This window comes from Methylobacterium sp. 2A (genome assembly GCF_009806555.1).
GTDB lineage: Bacteria > Pseudomonadota > Alphaproteobacteria > Rhizobiales > Beijerinckiaceae > Methylobacterium.
On record NZ_VUOK01000061.1, the window covers coordinates 13919 to 30554 of the forward strand.

A 16636-nucleotide genomic window follows, 5' to 3' on the forward strand; every position below is an offset into this window, starting at 1 on the left:
ACCCCGCGGCGCATCGCCATGCGAGTGTCGTCTCCGGCATCCCGCAACCTTGGGGTGTTCGCCGAGGATCCCGCCTGGGGGTCCCAACCCCTTGGCTGAGTGCCCATGCCGCGCCTGACCCTGCCGAGCACCCGCGCCATCGCGGCCGCGACCGGACTTGCCCTCGGCCTCGGGGGCCAGCCGGCCCAGGCTCAGAGCGTCGCCGAGATGGCGGCCCGGATGGACGCGATGCAGCGCCAGATGCAGGCCATGCAGCAGGAACTCGCCGCCCTGCGCCGGCAATCCGGCGCGCAGAAGGCCGCGATCGCCGGCGAGGCCCGGGAGCGCCGGGTCCTGTCGCGGGAGCAGGCGCGCCTGGCCGCGCGGACCGAGCATCAGCAGCACGTGGCGCAGGTCGGCGGCCCCGGCGGGGCGCGCCCGGCCGTGAGCGCGCACACACCCGTCATCCTCGCCAACGACCTCGCCTGCAACGCCGGCAGCTACGCCTTCGGGCCGGCGATCTGCTTCACGCCGGGCGGCTTCGTCGAACTGGCGGGCATCGCCCGCCATCCCAACCTGGTCTCGGATATCGACACCGATTTCGGCGGCATCCCGTTCCGCAACGATCCCCGCTCGCGGGAGAACGAGTTCCGCTTCTCCGCCCGGCAGAGCCGCCTGAGCGGCCTGTTCACCGCGAAGGTCGAGCCGACGCTCCAGATCTCGGGCTATTACGAGATCGATTTCCTCGGGGCGGCCACCAACGCCAACTCGCGCGAGAGCAACAGCTACAACCCCCGCATCCGGCAGATCTTTGCGACCGTCGATGCCCTGGACACCGGCTGGCACGTGCTCGCCGGACAGGCCTGGAGCCTGCTCACCACCGATCTGTCCGGCATCACGCCGCTCAAGGAGCAGATCCCGCTCACCATCGACGTGCAGTACGTGCCGGGCTTCAACTGGAGCCGGAGTCCGCAGCTGCGTGTGGTCAAGGACGTGGCGCCCGGTCTGTGGGTCGGCCTGTCGGCGGAATCGCCCCAGAGCGTGCTGCCGCCGAGCCCCTTCGCGGCGCCCGGCCTCGTCAACGTCAGCAATACCGGCGACCCGATCGGCCAGCTCAACACCACCACCACCTACTCGAACAACAGCGCCCCCGACATCATCGGCAAGGTCGCTCTGGAGCCCGGCTTCGGGCATTTCGAGCTCAAAGGTCTGGCGCGGTTCTTCGACGACCGGCTGAGCCCAACCAACCTCACCGCCACGACCCGGCTGCCCGGCCATTCCAACACCGCGGTCGGCTACGGGATCGGCGGTGCCGCGACCCTGCCGGTGATCGACAAGCGCCTGGATCTGCAGGTGAGCGGCCTCGTCGGCCAGGGTATCGGCCGCTACGGCTCGGCGCAGCTGCCCGATTTCGCCCTGAAGGCCGATGGTTCGATCGCGCCGATCCCGGCCTTCCAGCTGCTGGCCGGCGCCGTCGCCCACGTCCAGCCGGGCACCGACGTCTACGTCTATGCCGGCTGGGAGCATGCCGCCCGGGCCGGCGCGCTCAACGCGACGGGCTACGGCTCGCCGACCCTGGTGGTGACCGGCTGTAACGTGGAAGGGGCGGCGAGCGGCACCTGCCAAGCCGAGACCCGGGATATCCGCCAGATCACCGGCGGCTTCTGGCACGACCTCTACAAGGGCAGCTACGGCCGCCTCGTGGCGGGCGCCCAGGTCTCCTACACGGAGCGCGATGCCTTCCGGGGCGCCTTCGGGATCGCACCCTCCAACCATCTCGTCACCGGCCTGACGTCGCTGCGCTATTACCCGTTCTGAAGGCCGGGGCCGGCGGGCTCCGCCAGCCCCGCGGCCAGCCCCTCCTCCCGGAGCGCGCGCCGCACGGATTCACGGGCACCCACGCGGCCGTACCAGGCCTCCAGATGGCGCAGGGCGTCGAAGTGGATGTCGGCCCTGTAGTGTGAGGTCAGCCAGGGCGCCTGACCCCAGCCCGTGAGGGCATACAGGTAGGCGTCCGCCACCGTGAAGTCCGGGCCCATCAGGAAGGCGTGGTCGGCCAAGAGCCGATCGATCCAGGCATAGCGCGCTTCGAGCTTCGGCCGGACCGTCTCGACATAGCGGCCCGCGAGCCGCGCGTAGAGCAGCGGGATGAAGCCCTTGTGGATCTCGGAATTCAGGAAGCCCAGCATCTCCTGGAGCCGGTAGCGCTCCAGGGAGCCGTTCGGCGGCGCGAGACGGTGCTGGGGCTTCAGATCGGCCAGATATTGCAGGATGGCCGGCCCTTCCCGGAGCAGGCTCCCGTCGTCGAGCGCCAGCACCGGCACGTAGCCGTGCGGGTTGATGGACAGGAAATCGGCCCCCGCCTCCGTCACGTGCCGGGTGTGATCGACCCGGCAGAGCTCCAGATCGAGGCCGAGTTCATGGGCGATGATGTGCGGGGCGAGGGCGCAGCTCGCCGGCATGTAGTAGAGTTTCACGATCGATCTCCCGACAAAGGGACCGCCGCACGGAGCGTGTAAAGCGGAGCGATTCTTGAGTAAAAGAATCGACCGGATGATGTAAGAACGCACTATTTTGAGCGCTGGGTACAGAAGTTATACCGGCCTGGATCTGGGTGGAGCCGATGAAGGACACGGTGACGGGTTGCTCGGTGGAGCATGCGATGCATCTGCTCGGCGGGCGCTGGCGCCTGCTTCTGGTGTCCTTCCTGATCGACGGGCCGAAGCGCTTCAACGAACTCAGGCGCATCCTGCCGGGCATCTCGCAGCGGATGCTGACGCTGGATCTCCGCGCCCTCGAAACCGCCGGCCTCGTCAGCCGAACCGTCTACCCCACGACGCCCGTCCGGGTCGAATACGCCCTGACCGAGGACGGGATGCGGCTGAAGACGGTCGTGGCGGCGGTGCAGGATTTCGGGCGCTGGCTGAAACAGCGCCGACCGGCGCCCGGATCTTCACCGGGCCTGCGCGGTTCCCCCTCGGCGGACAGCACCCGGTCCCCCGACCGCCGCCCGGCGGGTTGAGCTGGTGCGACGCTGTCGCGCGCCAGGAGGAGCCGATGGATCAGGATCGCGACCTGTCGAAGGAGCCGCCGATCTCGGACGGGCAGAGCGGCCGCCCGCGCGACGAGACTATCGCGCAGACCGGGCGCGGCCTGCCCAACGATACCGGGCGGCCGGTGGAGGTCGACGAGGCCGAGGCCGCCCGGATCGAGCGGAAGATCCGGGAACTCTGAGGCCGGTCAGGGCCGGTCAATGCAGGGCGTAGCCGCGCGCGATCCGCTGCTGCGCCGCCAAGTGCCGGCCGATCTCGAGCAGCAGGGTCTCGGTCCATTCCAGCATGGGCGCGTCCCCGAACTGCGAGAGCGCGTTGTGCAGGGACAGGCACAGGTCCGCGGCCTGGTTGAGGGCATCGATCCGGGTTCCGTCGCGCTGCGCGAACGCCGTGCCGGCGGATTTGCTGTCCGAGATCTCGACGATCACACCCCGGCCCGTGGTCGGTTGACCATGTTCGTCGTGATAGAAATGTCCGCGGGTGAAGACCCAGCGCTGCCGACCTTCCGGCGAGCGCACGCGGTACTCGGCCGTGTAGGAGCCGCCGGACTGAACGCAGTCCAGGATCACCTGCGAGATATGCGCCCGGTCGTCCGGATGGACTGCCGCCAGGATCTCCGCCAGGCTGACCCCGGCCCGCGACCGGGCGGGGCTGATGTTGAACAGCAGGGCACTGACCGGATCGGCGCGCGCTACGTCCGCGCGGATGTCCCACATCCAGAAGCCGACGCCGCCGGAGGCCTCGAGGGCTGCTGCCAGCGCCGCCTCGGATACGACGTCGTCTGCCGCCTGATCCATCTGAACCGTTCCTCCCCGACCGGGCCGTCCCGCGGCGTGTTGCCCATCGCCGCGTCGCCCAAGCGCCCCTCGATATCTTCCGCTCCCCCGGTATCTTCAACCGGAGATCGGTGGTCGGGCACATCGTGTCTACAGCAGGTGAATGCCGCCCCTGCATCCGGCCCGCGGGTGCGGCGTCGGGCGCGCGGATGGTCGCCGATCGCGCGGATGGTCGCCGATCGCGTGACGCGCGACAGGGATGTGGGACCCTCCCGGCCCGCGACGCCGCGGCAACCACCGGGCGGCCGTCATCCGGCAAAGCTTGGCGGTGGCTCTGGTCTTCGCGCGTTGATCGGGTCGGTGGCCGGGGTTCGGACGGGTCACGGCCGCCCGTGAGCAAGGCCTGTGCCTGACTGATCTCCGCATTCGCTACCGAGGCGGGGCCATATTATTGTTGCCGACGGTGAATTTGCGGCACTGGAGGATGATTTCGGATATTCAGATTGAAAATTAGGTGTAGGGAACCTGTCGATTTAGGGCTATGTGAAGGCGTCCACGCAGATCGGAGACCAGGATGCGCCGTCTAGCGCTCGAATCCGCAGTGCTGTCGCTGCTGGCGTCCACGGTCGTCTTCCCGGTCACGGCTGACGCGAAGCCGAAGCAGGTCCGGCTGCCCATGCTGGAGGTGCCCGACGATCTCGGCCTCATCCTCAAGAAGCCGAATTTCGGAAGCCGCGCGTCGCTGTTGCGGTCGCCGGTCGAGCTGTCGGACGTGAGGGACCGGCGTGGCCTGGAGCGGGAGCAGCGCATGTGGAGCCGGCTTAACGGCTCCCTGTGCGTGGGCTGCGGCGGGACCCCGAGCGCGGTCCTGAGCGGGGCCTCGGCCGTGCGCAGGGTGAACTACGTGGATCCGGTCGCCGTCCTGAACGCGAAGCCCGCTTCCGTCGCATCGACGGTCGTGGCGAGCCGTGCGGTCGCCCCGGCACGATCCGCCCGCGTCCATCTCGCCCATCGGCGCCCGCACCGGTCGCGGCTCTACGCCTATTACAGCCGGATGCGGTATGCGGTGCTGAAATGGCGCCGGCATCACCACCGCCGCCGGGTCCGCGCCGTTCAACACGTCCCGGCATCGCCGGCATAGGCGCGGGGCCGTCCGGCTTCAGGCCGCCCGCAGGGCCTCGATCTCGGCGAGGGTGACCGCCGTGCGGGCCCGGAGCGTGCCGAGCATCGGCGTGACATCCTCCCCCGCCCGGCAGGCGGCCTCGACCGCCCGGCAGGTCTCGGCGAGCCCGGCGAAGCCCACCATGCTGGCCGCCGACACCATCGCGTGGGCGTCGAGCATCAGCCGGTCGCGGCTCGCCTCGGGCGCGGCGGCACCGAACCGCTGGGTGAGTTCCTTCGCCAGCATCGCCAGCAGGTCGTTCATCCGCGCGCGGCCGACCATCTCGGTCATCTCGTCGAGGACCGCCCGGTCGATCGTGCCGGCGGGGCGCGGCGGTTCCGCGGGCGCGTTGGTCCAGCGGTCGATCACGGCGAGCAGGGCCTGCGCGCGGAACGGCTTGCCGACATGGTCGTCGAGGCCGGCCGCGCGCAACTCGGCCACCTGCTCCGGCAGGACGTTCGCCGTCATCGCCACGATCGGCAGGCGGCCCCGCGGGTCGCCCAGGGCGCGGATCCGCCGGGTCGCCGCGATCCCGTCCATCACGGGCATCTGCACGTCCATCAGCACGAGGTCGTAGGCCCGGGCCTGGACGGCCGCCACCGCGGCGACCCCGTCGCCCACCACGTCGACCGCATGCCCGGCCCGTTCGAGGATCGTCCGGGCGAGATCCTGATTCAGCGGCACGTCCTCGGCCAGCAGCAGGCGCTTGCCGGTCGCCCGGGCGATCGCGGCGGACGGCGCCGCGATGGACATGGCCGGCTTCGCGGCGGGCAAAGCGGCCTCGAACCAGAAGATCGAGCCGCATCCCAGGGCGCTCGCGACGCCGATCGTTCCGCCCATCAGCTCGACGAGCGCCTTGGAGATGGCGAGGCCCAGGCCCGTCCCGCCATATTCGCGGCTGATCGAGCCGTCGATCTGCGAGAACCGCCGGAACAGGCGGTCGCACTTGTCCGCCGGGATCCCGATCCCGGTATCGTGGATCTCGAAGCGCAGGCGGCCGGGGGCGGCCGCGACCGTCAGGCCGATGCGCCCCGCCGGGGTGAACTTCACCGCGTTGGTGAGCAGGTTGAGCAGGACCTGACGCAGGCGGTCCTCGTCGCCCTCGACCCAGGCCGGCAGGTCCGGCCCGCGGGTGATGGCGAGCGCCAGGCCCTTGCGCTCGGCCGAGGGGCGCACGATCGAGACCGCGTTGTCGATGAGGGTTTCGAGGGCGAAGGGCCGGGGCACGATCTCGATCTGCCCGGCCTCGACCTTCGAGAAGTCGAGGACGTCGTTGACCACCGTCAGGAGCGCCGCCCCGGCGGTGCGGATGCGGTCGGCGTGCCGGCGCGCCGCCGGCCCGAGATCCGCCTCGTCGAGGAGCAGGTCGGCATAGCCGATCACCCCGTTGAGCGGCGTGCGGATCTCGTGGCTCATGGCGGCGAGGAACTCGCTCTTGGCCGCGCTCGCCCGCTCCGCCTCCAGCCGCGCCGCCTCCGCGGCGGCCTTGGCGGCGAGGAGGTCGGCCTCGGCGGCCTTGCGGGCGGTGATGTCGATGTTGAGGCCGATCATCCGCCGCGAGCGCCCGTCCGGCTTAGGCGCGGCGCGCCCGACGCCGTTGATCCAGCGCACCCCGCCCTCCGGCTTCGGGACCCGGAACTCGATCGAGAACGTCTCCCCCGTCTCGGCGGCCGCCGCGGCGGCTTCGAGCGCGCGCACGCCGTCCTGGCCGTCGATCAGGGTCAGCCAGGTCTGCGCGTCGAGCCCGTATTCCCGATCGGTCTCGATCCCGTGCAAACGCGCGCTCTCGGCCGACCACGTGATCCGGCCGCTGGCGAGGTCCATCTGCCACGTGCCCGCCTCGGCGGCCTGCTGGGCGAGGCGCAGCAGGCCGCTCGCCTCCTCGACCGTGCGCCGGGCCGTCACGGTCTCGTCGATGTCGAGGGCGGTTCCGAGCATCCCGACCATCGCCTCGCCCTGCCAGATCGGCAGGACCACGACCTTGTGCCAGCGATAGGCGCCGTCGTGCCGCCGCAGCCGCCCCTCGACCTCGTAGCCGGTCCGCTGCGCGCGCGCCGTGCGCCACAGCCGCTCCATCCGCTCCGCATCCTCGGGGTGGTTGCGGGCGAGGCGCGCGGCCCGCGACGGGCCGATCGGGCCGTAATAATCCTCGAAGCGCCGGTTGACGTAGGTCGCCGCCCCGGTCTCCACGGAGGCGATCCAGACGAGCTGCGGCAGCGCGTCCGCGAGCGCCCGGTAGCGCGCCTCGCTCAGGCGCAGGGCGTCCTCGGCGGCCTTGCGGGCGCTCACGTCGCGCAGGGTGGCGACGTAGCCGTCGGCCGCCCCGGTCGCCCGGTCGTGGGTCAGGCTGAAGGAGATCTCCAGCCAGACCCACCGTCCGTCCCGGTGCCGGTAGCGCTGGCAGGTCAGGGCCTGCGCGGTCCGGCCGCTGGTCAGCCCGTCGAGGACGGCGCGATAGGCCGCCAGATCGTCGGGGTGGACGAAGTCGAGGGGCTGCGTCCCGATCACGTCCTCCGGATCGTAGCCGAGGACGGTGCGCATGGCGGGCGAGACGTAGCGGCGGCAGGTGCTCAGGTCGGACCAGAGGACGATGTCGGTGCTGTTCTCGGTGAGCAGCCGGTAGCGGCGCTCGCTCTCCTCCACGGCGCGCTCGGCGATCCGGTTCTGCGTCACGTCGGTGAAGGTCAGGACCGCGCCGCCATCCGCGAGGGCCGAGTGGCGGACCTCCAGGGTGATCCCGGTGGGCAGGCGCCAGTCGAACGAGGGTGGGAGCGCCCCCGGGTCGCGGCCGGCGAGCCCGAGCCGCAGGCCGGATTCCGCCGCCGCGAAGTCGCCCCGGGCGCGCAGGTAGGCCTGGATGTCCGGAAAGGCGACGCCCGCGCGCAGCACGTCGCCCGGCAGATCGAGCAGCTCCGCGGCGCTGCGGTTGAACACGCGGACACGCTGCGCGGCATCGAGCACCACGAGGCCCTGGTCCATGCTGTCCAGCGTCCCGTGCAGGAGCCGGTCGGTCTCGTGGGCGCGCCGTTCGGACCGGACGAGGTCGCTCACGTCGAGGAGCATGCCGTGCAGGGCGACGAGGGCGCCGTCGGCCCCGTATTCCGGCACGCCCTGGATGATCGCGTCGAGGCCGGTGGCGTCCGGCCGCACGACGCGGGCGCGCCCCTGATAGGGACCCGCCGGCCGGTCGCCGGACAGGATCGCCTCCACCCGCGCGACCACGCCGGGGCGGTCGTCCGGATGATAGCAGGCGAAATGGTCCTCGAACGCGAGGTCGCGCGCGTCCGGCACCCCGAGGAGGCGTGCGAGCCCGGCCGAGCGGGTGACGCGCCGGGTCGACGGATCGAGACGCCACTGGCCGAAGCCGGCGGCGCCGGCCCAGGTCTCCGGATCGCGTTGAGAGGCGGCCACGACGGGGCCCGGGGGCGCGGCCGGGGGAGGCGCGTCTGTCTGCATCGGCGCGGGCGAATCCGTTCGACCGGCGCGAACCGCGCCCCCAAAGCACCGGCGGTGCTGTTGAGCCGCAGCTTTCTCATCCGATGGTTGCGGATTCCTTGCCGCCCGCCTGCGGCATGGGCGCCCGTCGTTACTGGCGGACCGTACACCGCTTCGTGCCGCTCCCCGCAACCTTGCGGGTCGCGAAGGTGAACACCGACCGCTCCTCAAGGGCGGCCGAGCCCGTGGTCTTCATGAAGCCGGCATAGCCCTGGCAGTTTTTCGGCGTCGGCTTTTCCTTGAGCTGCCGCCAGAAGGTGAGCTCCTTGTCGTCGAACCGGAACTCCTCGCTCTGGCAGCCGGAACTCGGGCTGCAGCCCTCCTGCACCGAATAGCCGACATCGAGGATCTTGCGGCCGGCCGGGACCTCGACGATCACGAGGCTCCGGTCCGGGCTGGTGCCCTCGTCGAGGATCAGGAGCCCCTGGACGAGGCCGATGGTATTGTAGGCGCTCCAGCCCTTCGCGTTGGTCGGGTCGTCCTCGCCCAGGACACGGTCGGTGGGCCGCTGCTCCACGGCGCAATCGGCCTTGAGATCGGCGGTGGTCTTGCGCAGCAGGTATCGGCTGCCGACGGACTCGGTCTTCTCGGTCGCCAGCACCGTCGCGGCGGCATTGCGGTAGCAGTGCCAGACGACCGTGGTGTCGGGAGCGGGCTCCGCCCGGGCGGGGCCGATGGCAAGCCCCGGGATCAGGCCGAGCCCGAGACTCATTCCGAGACTCATTCCGAGACCGGCCGCGAGCTGGACGGCGCGGCGCTGCGGCGGGTGGGACGGCATCATCGCATCCTCGGATCGGGTGTCTCGACTGTCGCGCCGTGGCCCGGTGGCCGGGACCGCTCGGCCTGCCAGGATACGATTCGGCGACCCGCGGCAAGGGGGCGCCGACCGGTGCAGTCTCAGTCCTTGCGGACCAGGGCGGTCACCGGATCGGCACCGCCGAGGCCGAAATCGGCCAGCCGGTAGGAGAGCTGCACGAAGCCGCCGTAGCGCTGGGTCTCGAACCTGATCGGGCTCGGCGACGAGAGCGGGAACGTCGTCTGCGCCTTGTCGGCCTGCATCCGCCAGTAGCGGCCGCCGACGCCGACGCTCACGGACGGCGTCAGGTCGTAGGCGATGATGCCCTCTAGGACATAGCCGTCGCCCCGTCCGCCCTCGGCCCCCGGATTGATCGCCGACCGGAGCCAGTGGCGATCGACGCCGTCCACGGCCACGACCGGCAGGTAGGCGCCTTCCAGGCTCAACCGGACCCGGTCGAACCGGGCCTCGCCGATCAGGCCGACGCGCAGGGCGTTCCACTGCATGTTCTCGCCGAGGCCCTTGAGGTTGGCCGGATAGGACGGGACGCAGCCGTCATTCTCGGCGACCTGCCGGCAGCCATACCCGTTATACAGCTCAGAGAAGAACTGATATCCGAAGAAGCCGCCGAGCTTGAAACCGTCCCGGCGCAGCAGATTGTAGCCGAAATCGACCGCGCCATAGCTGATGTCGCCGTCCTTGATCGTCGAGATCGTCCGGGAATACGGGTTGAGGGCGGGCGGGAAATCCTCGTCCGAGAGGCGTCCGTCCGTGACGCCGCCCGCCCCGAGGAAGCCCTTGACGAACAGGCCCGTGGGATTGTGCTCGAGCCGGGCGAAGCTCTCGCCGGCATGGGCCTGCGCACCGCCGTAGATCAACCGGGAATTCGCCTGCCCCGGCCGGTGGTTGTCGTTCAGCGTCTCGCGGGGGCTGCCGGAGCTGTAGAAGTAGCGCAGCCCGCCCTCGAACGCCCAGGTCGCGGCGCTGCCCGACCTGCCGGCCGCGCCCGCCGCCGGCACATCAGGTAGCCCGGCGCCGAACCGGTAGTTGAGGCCGGCCCGGGCCAGGAAGCCGTCCGTCGCCACGCGGGTGCCGGCGCGATAGCCGGGCAGGATGCCGGATGCCTGCTCGGGCACGACCGCCCGGGAGCCGAGATCGTAATACAGCCCCTCGACCTTCGCGGAGAGATGCTCGCTCAAGGCGTGCTCGATGCCGGCGCCCGCCACGTAGCCGAGGCGCACCGCGCCGCCGCGGCCGTCGAACACCGATAAGGTCGGCCGCTGATCACCTCCCAGGCTCAGGGACAGGTTGTTGTCGATCCGGACGTTGCCGACGGCCAGACCGGCGGTCGCGTAGACGAAGGTCCGGTCGAGGGCGAACCCGAGCTTGCCGCGGAATGTCGCGAGATCGTCCAGCCGCTGACCGGAATTGGCGACGCTGTTCGGGAAGGTGAAGCCGTTGACGGTGGAGACGTCGCCCTGCTGCCGGCCGTAGCCCCACAGCCGCGTGAACTGGTAATCCGCGGCGGCGCCGGCCACGAGGCCGAAGGGGGCCTGCCAGTTGTAGCCGACCTCGCCGCCCGCGATGAAGCTGCCGTCCGAGGCTTTTCGCGACGGGAGAACGGGGCAGGCGTCACCCGGCCGCCCGGCCTGGTCCACGCAGACGAAGCGCGTGTCGCTGCCGAGGGCGCCGTAGCCGGCGAACAGGCCGCCATAGGCGCCCGACCACGTGAAGGGCGGCGGCAGGACAGGATCCGACCGGGACGGGCGGGGAAGATCCGCCGCGAGGGCGGTCTGCGACAGGAGGACGAGAAGAAGTCCTGAACCCACGGTGCGCTGCATTCTGTAACCCCGATCGCGCGTCGTCTTCACCCCGCGAGCAACTGTTCGATGCAGTGTTTTGGTTAATATGATGTAAAAATTGTGCCTTTGACCGATTTCGCCCCAGCGAGCGCGCAGGATGTCCGCTCTACGGCGTTTCGTTCGATTTGAAAAATATTGTTATGACCGAAAATGATATCAATACAAATTGATATACATGAAAAACAGAAGGTGTTTCTAATTCATTTTAGATGATATTCTGCGCGAATAAAGGTGATGGCGTCCGATATTCCGATGCAGATCCGATTGGCCGCCGGCCCGGGTGCCGGGCCGGGATGCGGCTTCGGGTGACGCGGGCGACGGGTGATGCAGGCCGGCATCACCCTTCGCCCTGAAGTGATATCCGTGTTGCGGCCTCAACCTTGGGAACCATCCTGTCGGCCCACGGCTTCCTCGGCGGGCCCTGGCAGGATCTCCGTCCGTCGCGGCTTCGTGGAGAATGTCCGACCCTATCGGGCCGGCGAGAGAGGATTTTTCCCGTGCGTCATTCGCTCATCACCGCCGCGCTGCTCGCCGCCCTCGGCGGGACCCTGGCGCTCCCGGCATCCGCCGCTCCGATCGCGCCCGGCGCCGTCGCCGCGCCGGCCGGCATGGTCTCGACCGTCCAGATGGACCGGATGGAGCGTCACATGATGCGCCGCCGGATGGAGCGCCGGATGATGCGCCACCGGATGGAGCGCCACATGATGCGGCGCGAGATGCGCCACCGCATGATGCACCGCATGTGAGTCGATGCCGCCGCGGACCGGACGGATACCGGTCCCGCGGCGGCAGCCGGCCCCAATGGTGCTCGGAGGCCAAGCCCGTCGAAGCCGCCGCCAAGGCCGGGGGCTCAGAAGTCGGCGGTGAGCGAGGCCAGAAATGTCCGCGGTGTGCCGTAGCTCAGAACTCCGGCCCCCGCCGACGCCCAGTATCGCGCGCCGGCCGCATTCTCGACGTTGAAGCGCGCCGTCAGCGGCGTTCCATTGGCTTCGAAGCTGTAGCGAATGCCGAGATCGAGACGGGTGTAATCCGGGATCTTCTGCCTGTTGGCCTGATCGTAATATTGCGGCGCCGTGTAGATCACGAGCCCGGTCAGGGTTGCGCCCTTGGCGAGCCAAGCGGGTAGATCCAGCTCGCCGCCGAGATTGGCTTGCGCGGCCGGCACGCCGGGCGCCACGTGCCCGTCGAAGGTGCCCCCGGCCGTCTTCGCGAGGCGCCCGTCGATCAGCGTCAGGCCCGCCAGCACGCGGACGCCCTCCGCCGGCGCGCCGAACACGTTGAGATCGAGCCCCTGATTGGTCTGCTCGCCGTTCAGGCCGAACACCCGGGTCCGGGGTTCGAGGGTGCCGAAGGGTTGCCTGATCTCGAAGAACGCGAGCGTCACCCCGACCGGGTCGAGGTCGAGCTTCGCCCCCGTCTCGATCTGGCTGGTGACCGCCGGCGGCAGCGTCGCGGAGGCGTTGACGGCCTGGGCGGGCGCGGACGGCCCGAAGCCGAACCCTTCCGCGTAGCTGGCATACAGGGACAGCCGGTCCCAGGGCTTCACGATCAGGGCCGCCACCGGGGTCGAGGCCGACTTGTCGTAGCGCGACTGGAAGCCCCCCTGCGGCAAAGCGAGGTCGCGCTTGATCCCCTGGAAGCGGCCGCCGGCGATCAGCTGGATGCGGCCGTCGAGGATCGAGGCCGTATCGGTGACGGCCACGCCATCCAGGTCGGACCGGGTCGTGACCGTGAGATTCCGGGCCGGCCGGATGGGCGGTGGATACAGGGCGGGCGCGTAGAGCGAGGATCGGAGCAAGTCGATGCCGGTGCGGTAGAACGGCTCGTTGCTCTCGTAATGGGTGGCGACGACGGCCAGCTCGTGATCGACGGGTCCCGTCGGGAGATGCGTGCGCAGGCCGGCCTCGCCCGACCATTGCGTATACGCGCCCGCGATCCGGCCGGTCTGCAACTGCACGGCGCCGTCCCCGCTCGTGACCGTGCCGTTCGATCCGAAGAAGTCGCGATCCGCCCGCGATCCGCCGACGGCGCCGAACAGCGTCACGTCCGGCGTGAGGTCGTATTCCGCCCGCAGGACGCCGAAGCCCTGGTCGATCTCGGCCCGTTCCCAGGGCTGCTGCACGTTGAGGCTGAGCTTGGGAGCCCTCGGGATCCGGAAGCCCGGGAGAACGGTGAAGCCATTGTTCTGGGCGTCGAAGTCGAGGTGCTGGTACCCGGCATCGAGGCTGAGCCGCAGGGCCTCCCCGCGGTAATCCAGGCCGAGCGTCAGGGCGCCCGCCCCCTGATTCAGATGATCGATCGGCGTCGCCCCGTCGCGATAGGCGCCGTTGATCCGGATCCCGACGGCGTTGCCGTCCCCGAACCGGCGGCCGACATCGAAGGCCCCGCCGACCGTGCCGGCCGAGAGGAATTGGGCTTCCACGCGGGTGAGGGGCGCCTCGGTCGCGCGCTTGGGGACGAGGTTGACGACGCCCACGGCGCTCCCGGAGGGCGGGAAGCCGTACAGGAAGGCGCCGGGCCCGCTCAGCACCTCCACCCGCTCGATCCCGTCGAGCGCAGGCTGGTGGACGCTCACGAGGCCGTACAGCCCGTCGAAGGCGAAGTCCTTGGCGTTCACCGGAAAGCCGCGGACGATGATGTTCCGCTGGGCGCTGTAGGGCGGCTGCGTCTCCCGGACGGAGGCGTTGTTGGCCAGGACATCGCCCACCGACTGGGCCTGCTGATTGCGGATCAGCTCCGCGGTGTAGTTGGCCTGCGTGAACGGCGTGTCGAACACGCTGCGGTTGCCGAGAAAACCGACCCGGCCGCCGCCCGCGACCTGGCCGCCCGCGAAGGCCGCCGGCGGCTGCCCGATCGTGCCGGTGGGCGGCGGAAATCCCGGCTTTCCTGCGCCGCCTTGGGTCTCCACCGACAACGCGTCGAGCACCACCACGTCCGGTGACGGGGACCGGCCGGCTCCGGACCCGGCCGGTGTCCCGGTCCGGGCGGTGCCCGGCCCCTGGGTCGGGCCTGCCGCCGCGACCGGCGCCCCCTCGGACGAGCCCGCCCCCGGTGGCCGGGCGGCTGAGACCTGTCCCCGCGCCGCGGTGCCCGTCGCGGCGATCACCAGGGCGGCGATCACGGCCCGCGCCGCGGGGCGGACTCCAGGCTGCTCCCGCAAAAGGTCATGCAGGACCCCTGTACCGGCCCAAAGATTGGCGCGCATCGATCAGCCGTTTTGCGTGGTGGGGGTGGCTGATCGCTTCGAATTTATGAAGCATCGAGTCAATGAATTTCTTTAAGATCTAAAATCATTCAAGTTCAATTATCGGTCAAAAAGCGAACCGAGTCTGAGACGATCTTGATGCTGCTCAAATATAGCAAGGATGTTTGCGTATATATTGCTGTTTTCGGCTTGGAAGGGGGCGGACGATACGGATGATTGGTGGCCATGATCCGCATGACGTGGGTTCGCGCGGGCCTCGTCGGCGTCGCGGCCGGTCGCATCCGGGCGCGGACGCGGCGTGCACCGGGATGCGTCCGCACGGCCGAGCCGATCGAACCATTCCCGGCGCAACGCGTTTCAGCCGACCGATGGGAGGATTGGAACGATGAAGGTGCTTCTGACGGCGGCCGCGGTGAGCATCGGCCTTCTGAGCGTGGTTGGCCCGGTCACGGCGCAGCCCCGCCCGTATGACGACGGTTACGGCTACCGCGACCGCGGCTACCGGGATCGCGATGACGACGACCGGGACCGCGGCTACCGCGACCGGGACGATTACCGCGGGCGTGCCACCTACGGGTTCGACGAGCGCGAGTATCTCCGCTGCAATCCGGATGTCCGCCGTGCCGTGGCCAACGGCCAGATGGAGTCCGGCGCCGCGCATTGGCGCGTGTTCGGGCGCAAGGAAGGCCGGCGCCTGACCTGCTGATCGCCGGCTGAAGCCGGACCCGGACGCGTTGCCCATGGCCCACGAACGAGACCGGGACGGCCGCGGGCCGGATGTCCCAGCCAGCCCCTCATCCTGAGGTCCCGAAGCAAGGCCCGCTTCGCGGCCATCTTAGGATGAGGGGGCGGGTAAGATCACCCGAGGCGCCGCCCTGCCGGGCCTGGCCGCGGACTGGTCGAGAGCCACGCCGTCGGGCGCCTGTCCGATATCGCCGGCACCGCGAGCCGTATTCGGACGGCTCCGGGCCGCCCCTGCCGAGATCTGTCCCTCCGGATCTCGCAAGAAGTCGCGTCCGTCCCAGCACGCTTGACCCTGCTGAGCGTGGTCGACATGATCAGCTCTCGCCGAATCCGCGACTCGACCTGCGGCGATCTGCGGATGACTCGCGGAAGTCGGCCTGCACCCGCGATCTGATCGTCGATATCTCGGGGGGACGATGAGAAGACTGCTGATGTGCAGCCTGGCCGGGCTCTTGCTCGTCGCCGGCGCGCGCGCCGAGGAGGCGGGCGCGCCGGTGAGGATCGGGGTCTCCGCCGGCGTGACCGGGCCGTATGCGGCCTTCGGCGTGCAGCTCAAGAACGGAGCCAGCCAAGCGATCGAGGACATCAACAAGGCCGGGGGACTCAACGGCCGGAAATTCGAGCCGGTCTACGGTGACGACGCGTCGGACCCGAAGCAGGGCGTTTCCGTCGCCAACAAGCTCGTCGCCGCCGGCGTGACGATGGTGGTGGGTGCGGTCGCCTCCAGCGTGTCGATCCCGGCCTCCGATGTCTTTCTCGACGCCGGCATCATCCAGGTCACCCCATCCTCCACCAACGTGAAGTTCACCGAGCGCGGGATGTGGAACACCTTCCGCACCTGCGGCCGCGACGACCAGCAGGGCGTGGTCGCCGGTGCCTATCTGGCCGACCACTTCAAGGGCAAGCGGATCGCCTTCGTCCATGACAAGTCCGCCTACGGTAAGGGTCTGGCCCAGGAGACCCTGAACACGTTCAAGGCCAAGGGCGGCAAGGACGTGCTGTTCGAAGGCATCAATCCGGGCGAGAAGGACTATTCCGCCCTCGTGTCCAGGCTGAAATCGGCCAACGTCGACGTGGTCTATTACGGCGGCTTCCACACCGAGGCCGGTCTGATCCTGCGCCAGATGCGCGATCAGGGCCTGAACGCGCTGTTGGCCGGCGGCGACGGCCTCTCTCCGAAGGAGTTCGTGCAGATCGCCGGCGCCGGCGCCGAGGGTACGCTGATGACCTTCTCGCCGGATGCCCGCAGGAACCCGAATGCCCAAACGGTGATCGCGGCGTTCAAGGCCAAGGCCATCGATGCCGACGCCTACACGCTCTACACCTACGCGGCCGTGCAGGTGCTCGCCCGGGCCGTGGTGGAGACCGGATCCAGCGACGGCCGGGTGCTGGCCGACTGGCTGCATCAGGGCAAGACGATCGAGACCGTGGTCGGCCCGATCGCCTACGACAAGAAGGGCGATCTCATCCGGCCCGATTACGTGATGTACGCCTGGAAGAAGGGGGCCGACGGCAAGATCGACTATGCCGGCAACGAGCTGGCACCCTAGAAAGTCGCGCGAGC

The 16636-nt window shown here is 69.8% G+C and carries 13 protein-coding genes; 7 read left to right on the top strand and 6 right to left on the bottom strand.

The features are described 5' to 3' along the window. Nucleotides 1–105: 105 nt before the first annotated feature. Complete coding sequence (locus FVE89_RS27890; RefSeq protein ID WP_161393410.1) at nucleotides 106–1797, top strand: hypothetical protein; 1692 nt, start codon at nucleotides 106–108, stop codon at nucleotides 1795–1797. Here FVE89_RS27890 and gstA read toward each other — a convergent pair. Then, entirely contained in the window at nucleotides 1785–2456 is a 672-nt protein-coding gene (gene gstA, locus FVE89_RS27895) for a glutathione transferase GstA (protein WP_161393411.1), read from the bottom strand. The two genes, FVE89_RS27890 and gstA, sit on opposite strands and share 13 nt — an antisense overlap. Before the next feature lie 146 nt (nucleotides 2457–2602). Between gstA and FVE89_RS27900 the strand changes: the two genes are divergently transcribed. Both FVE89_RS27900 and FVE89_RS30715 read left to right on the top strand, forming a co-directional pair. After that, nucleotides 2603–3001, top strand: a complete 399-nt coding sequence (locus tag FVE89_RS27900; protein ID WP_161393412.1) for a helix-turn-helix domain-containing protein — start codon at nucleotides 2603–2605, stop codon at nucleotides 2999–3001. Between the two features lie 35 nt (nucleotides 3002–3036). Next, on the top strand, nucleotides 3037–3213 hold the full coding sequence (locus FVE89_RS30715; RefSeq protein ID WP_202131140.1) for a hypothetical protein: 177 nt from the start codon (nucleotides 3037–3039) through the stop codon (nucleotides 3211–3213). Between the two features lie 16 nt (nucleotides 3214–3229). Here the strand turns inward: FVE89_RS30715 and FVE89_RS27905 are convergent, their stop codons facing one another. Beyond that, nucleotides 3230–3829 (bottom strand): PAS domain-containing protein, encoded by a 600-nt coding sequence (locus FVE89_RS27905; protein WP_161393413.1) that lies wholly within the window; start codon nucleotides 3827–3829, stop codon nucleotides 3230–3232. A 553-nt stretch (nucleotides 3830–4382) separates the two neighbouring features. Between FVE89_RS27905 and FVE89_RS27910 the strand changes: the two genes are divergently transcribed. Then, entirely contained in the window at nucleotides 4383–4949 is a 567-nt protein-coding gene (locus tag FVE89_RS27910; protein ID WP_161393414.1) for a hypothetical protein, read from the top strand. An 18-nt stretch (nucleotides 4950–4967) separates the two neighbouring features. On the opposite strand, the gene FVE89_RS27915 is transcribed toward FVE89_RS27910, so the two are convergent. The 3 genes from FVE89_RS27915 to FVE89_RS27925 form a co-directional block, all read right to left on the bottom strand. Further along, complete coding sequence (locus FVE89_RS27915; RefSeq protein ID WP_342389993.1) at nucleotides 4968–8381, bottom strand: PAS domain S-box protein; 3414 nt, start codon at nucleotides 8379–8381, stop codon at nucleotides 4968–4970. A 175-nt stretch (nucleotides 8382–8556) separates the two neighbouring features. Beyond that, complete coding sequence (locus FVE89_RS27920) at nucleotides 8557–9246, bottom strand: hypothetical protein (protein ID WP_161393416.1); 690 nt, start codon at nucleotides 9244–9246, stop codon at nucleotides 8557–8559. A gap of 116 nt (nucleotides 9247–9362) precedes the next feature. Beyond that, entirely contained in the window at nucleotides 9363–11102 is a 1740-nt protein-coding gene (locus tag FVE89_RS27925) for an omptin family outer membrane protease (RefSeq protein WP_161393417.1), read from the bottom strand. 518 nt (nucleotides 11103–11620) lie between these two features. Between FVE89_RS27925 and FVE89_RS27930 the strand changes: the two genes are divergently transcribed. Then, nucleotides 11621–11869, top strand: a complete 249-nt coding sequence (locus tag FVE89_RS27930; protein ID WP_161393418.1) for a hypothetical protein — start codon at nucleotides 11621–11623, stop codon at nucleotides 11867–11869. Between the two features lie 104 nt (nucleotides 11870–11973). Here the strand turns inward: FVE89_RS27930 and FVE89_RS27935 are convergent, their stop codons facing one another. Next, on the bottom strand, nucleotides 11974–14244 hold the full coding sequence (locus tag FVE89_RS27935) for a TonB-dependent siderophore receptor (protein WP_342389992.1): 2271 nt from the start codon (nucleotides 14242–14244) through the stop codon (nucleotides 11974–11976). A gap of 469 nt (nucleotides 14245–14713) precedes the next feature. Between FVE89_RS27935 and FVE89_RS27940 the strand changes: the two genes are divergently transcribed. Beyond that, the gene (locus FVE89_RS27940) at nucleotides 14714–15034 is read left to right on the top strand and encodes a hypothetical protein (RefSeq protein ID WP_161393420.1); all 321 of its coding nucleotides are present in this window, start codon (nucleotides 14714–14716) and stop codon (nucleotides 15032–15034) included. Nucleotides 15035–15488: 454 nt separating this feature from the next. Then, nucleotides 15489–16622 carry a branched-chain amino acid ABC transporter substrate-binding protein gene (locus FVE89_RS27945; RefSeq protein WP_161393421.1) on the top strand — a complete coding sequence of 378 codons (1134 nt, stop codon included), beginning with the start codon at nucleotides 15489–15491 and terminating at the stop codon, nucleotides 16620–16622. Nucleotides 16623–16636 lie beyond the last annotated feature (14 nt).

What these genes read in the sequence shown, in the direction of transcription:
- FVE89_RS30715 (WP_202131140.1), top strand. Translation starts at nt 3,037, where the DNA reads ATGGATCAGGATCGCGACCTGTCGAAGGAGCCGCCGATCTCGGACGGG.
- FVE89_RS27890 (WP_161393410.1), top strand. Translation starts at nt 106, where the DNA reads ATGCCGCGCCTGACCCTGCCGAGCACCCGCGCCATCGCGGCCGCGACC.
- FVE89_RS27920 (WP_161393416.1), bottom strand. Translation starts at nt 9,246, where the DNA reads ATGATGCCGTCCCACCCGCCGCAGCGCCGCGCCGTCCAGCTCGCGGCC.
- FVE89_RS27905 (WP_161393413.1), bottom strand. Translation starts at nt 3,829, where the DNA reads ATGGATCAGGCGGCAGACGACGTCGTATCCGAGGCGGCGCTGGCAGCA.
- FVE89_RS27945 (WP_161393421.1), top strand. Translation starts at nt 15,489, where the DNA reads ATGAGAAGACTGCTGATGTGCAGCCTGGCCGGGCTCTTGCTCGTCGCC.
- FVE89_RS27940 (WP_161393420.1), top strand. Translation starts at nt 14,714, where the DNA reads ATGAAGGTGCTTCTGACGGCGGCCGCGGTGAGCATCGGCCTTCTGAGC.
- FVE89_RS27910 (WP_161393414.1), top strand. Translation starts at nt 4,383, where the DNA reads ATGCGCCGTCTAGCGCTCGAATCCGCAGTGCTGTCGCTGCTGGCGTCC.
- FVE89_RS27925 (WP_161393417.1), bottom strand. Translation starts at nt 11,102, where the DNA reads ATGCAGCGCACCGTGGGTTCAGGACTTCTTCTCGTCCTCCTGTCGCAG.
- FVE89_RS27900 (WP_161393412.1), top strand. Translation starts at nt 2,603, where the DNA reads ATGAAGGACACGGTGACGGGTTGCTCGGTGGAGCATGCGATGCATCTG.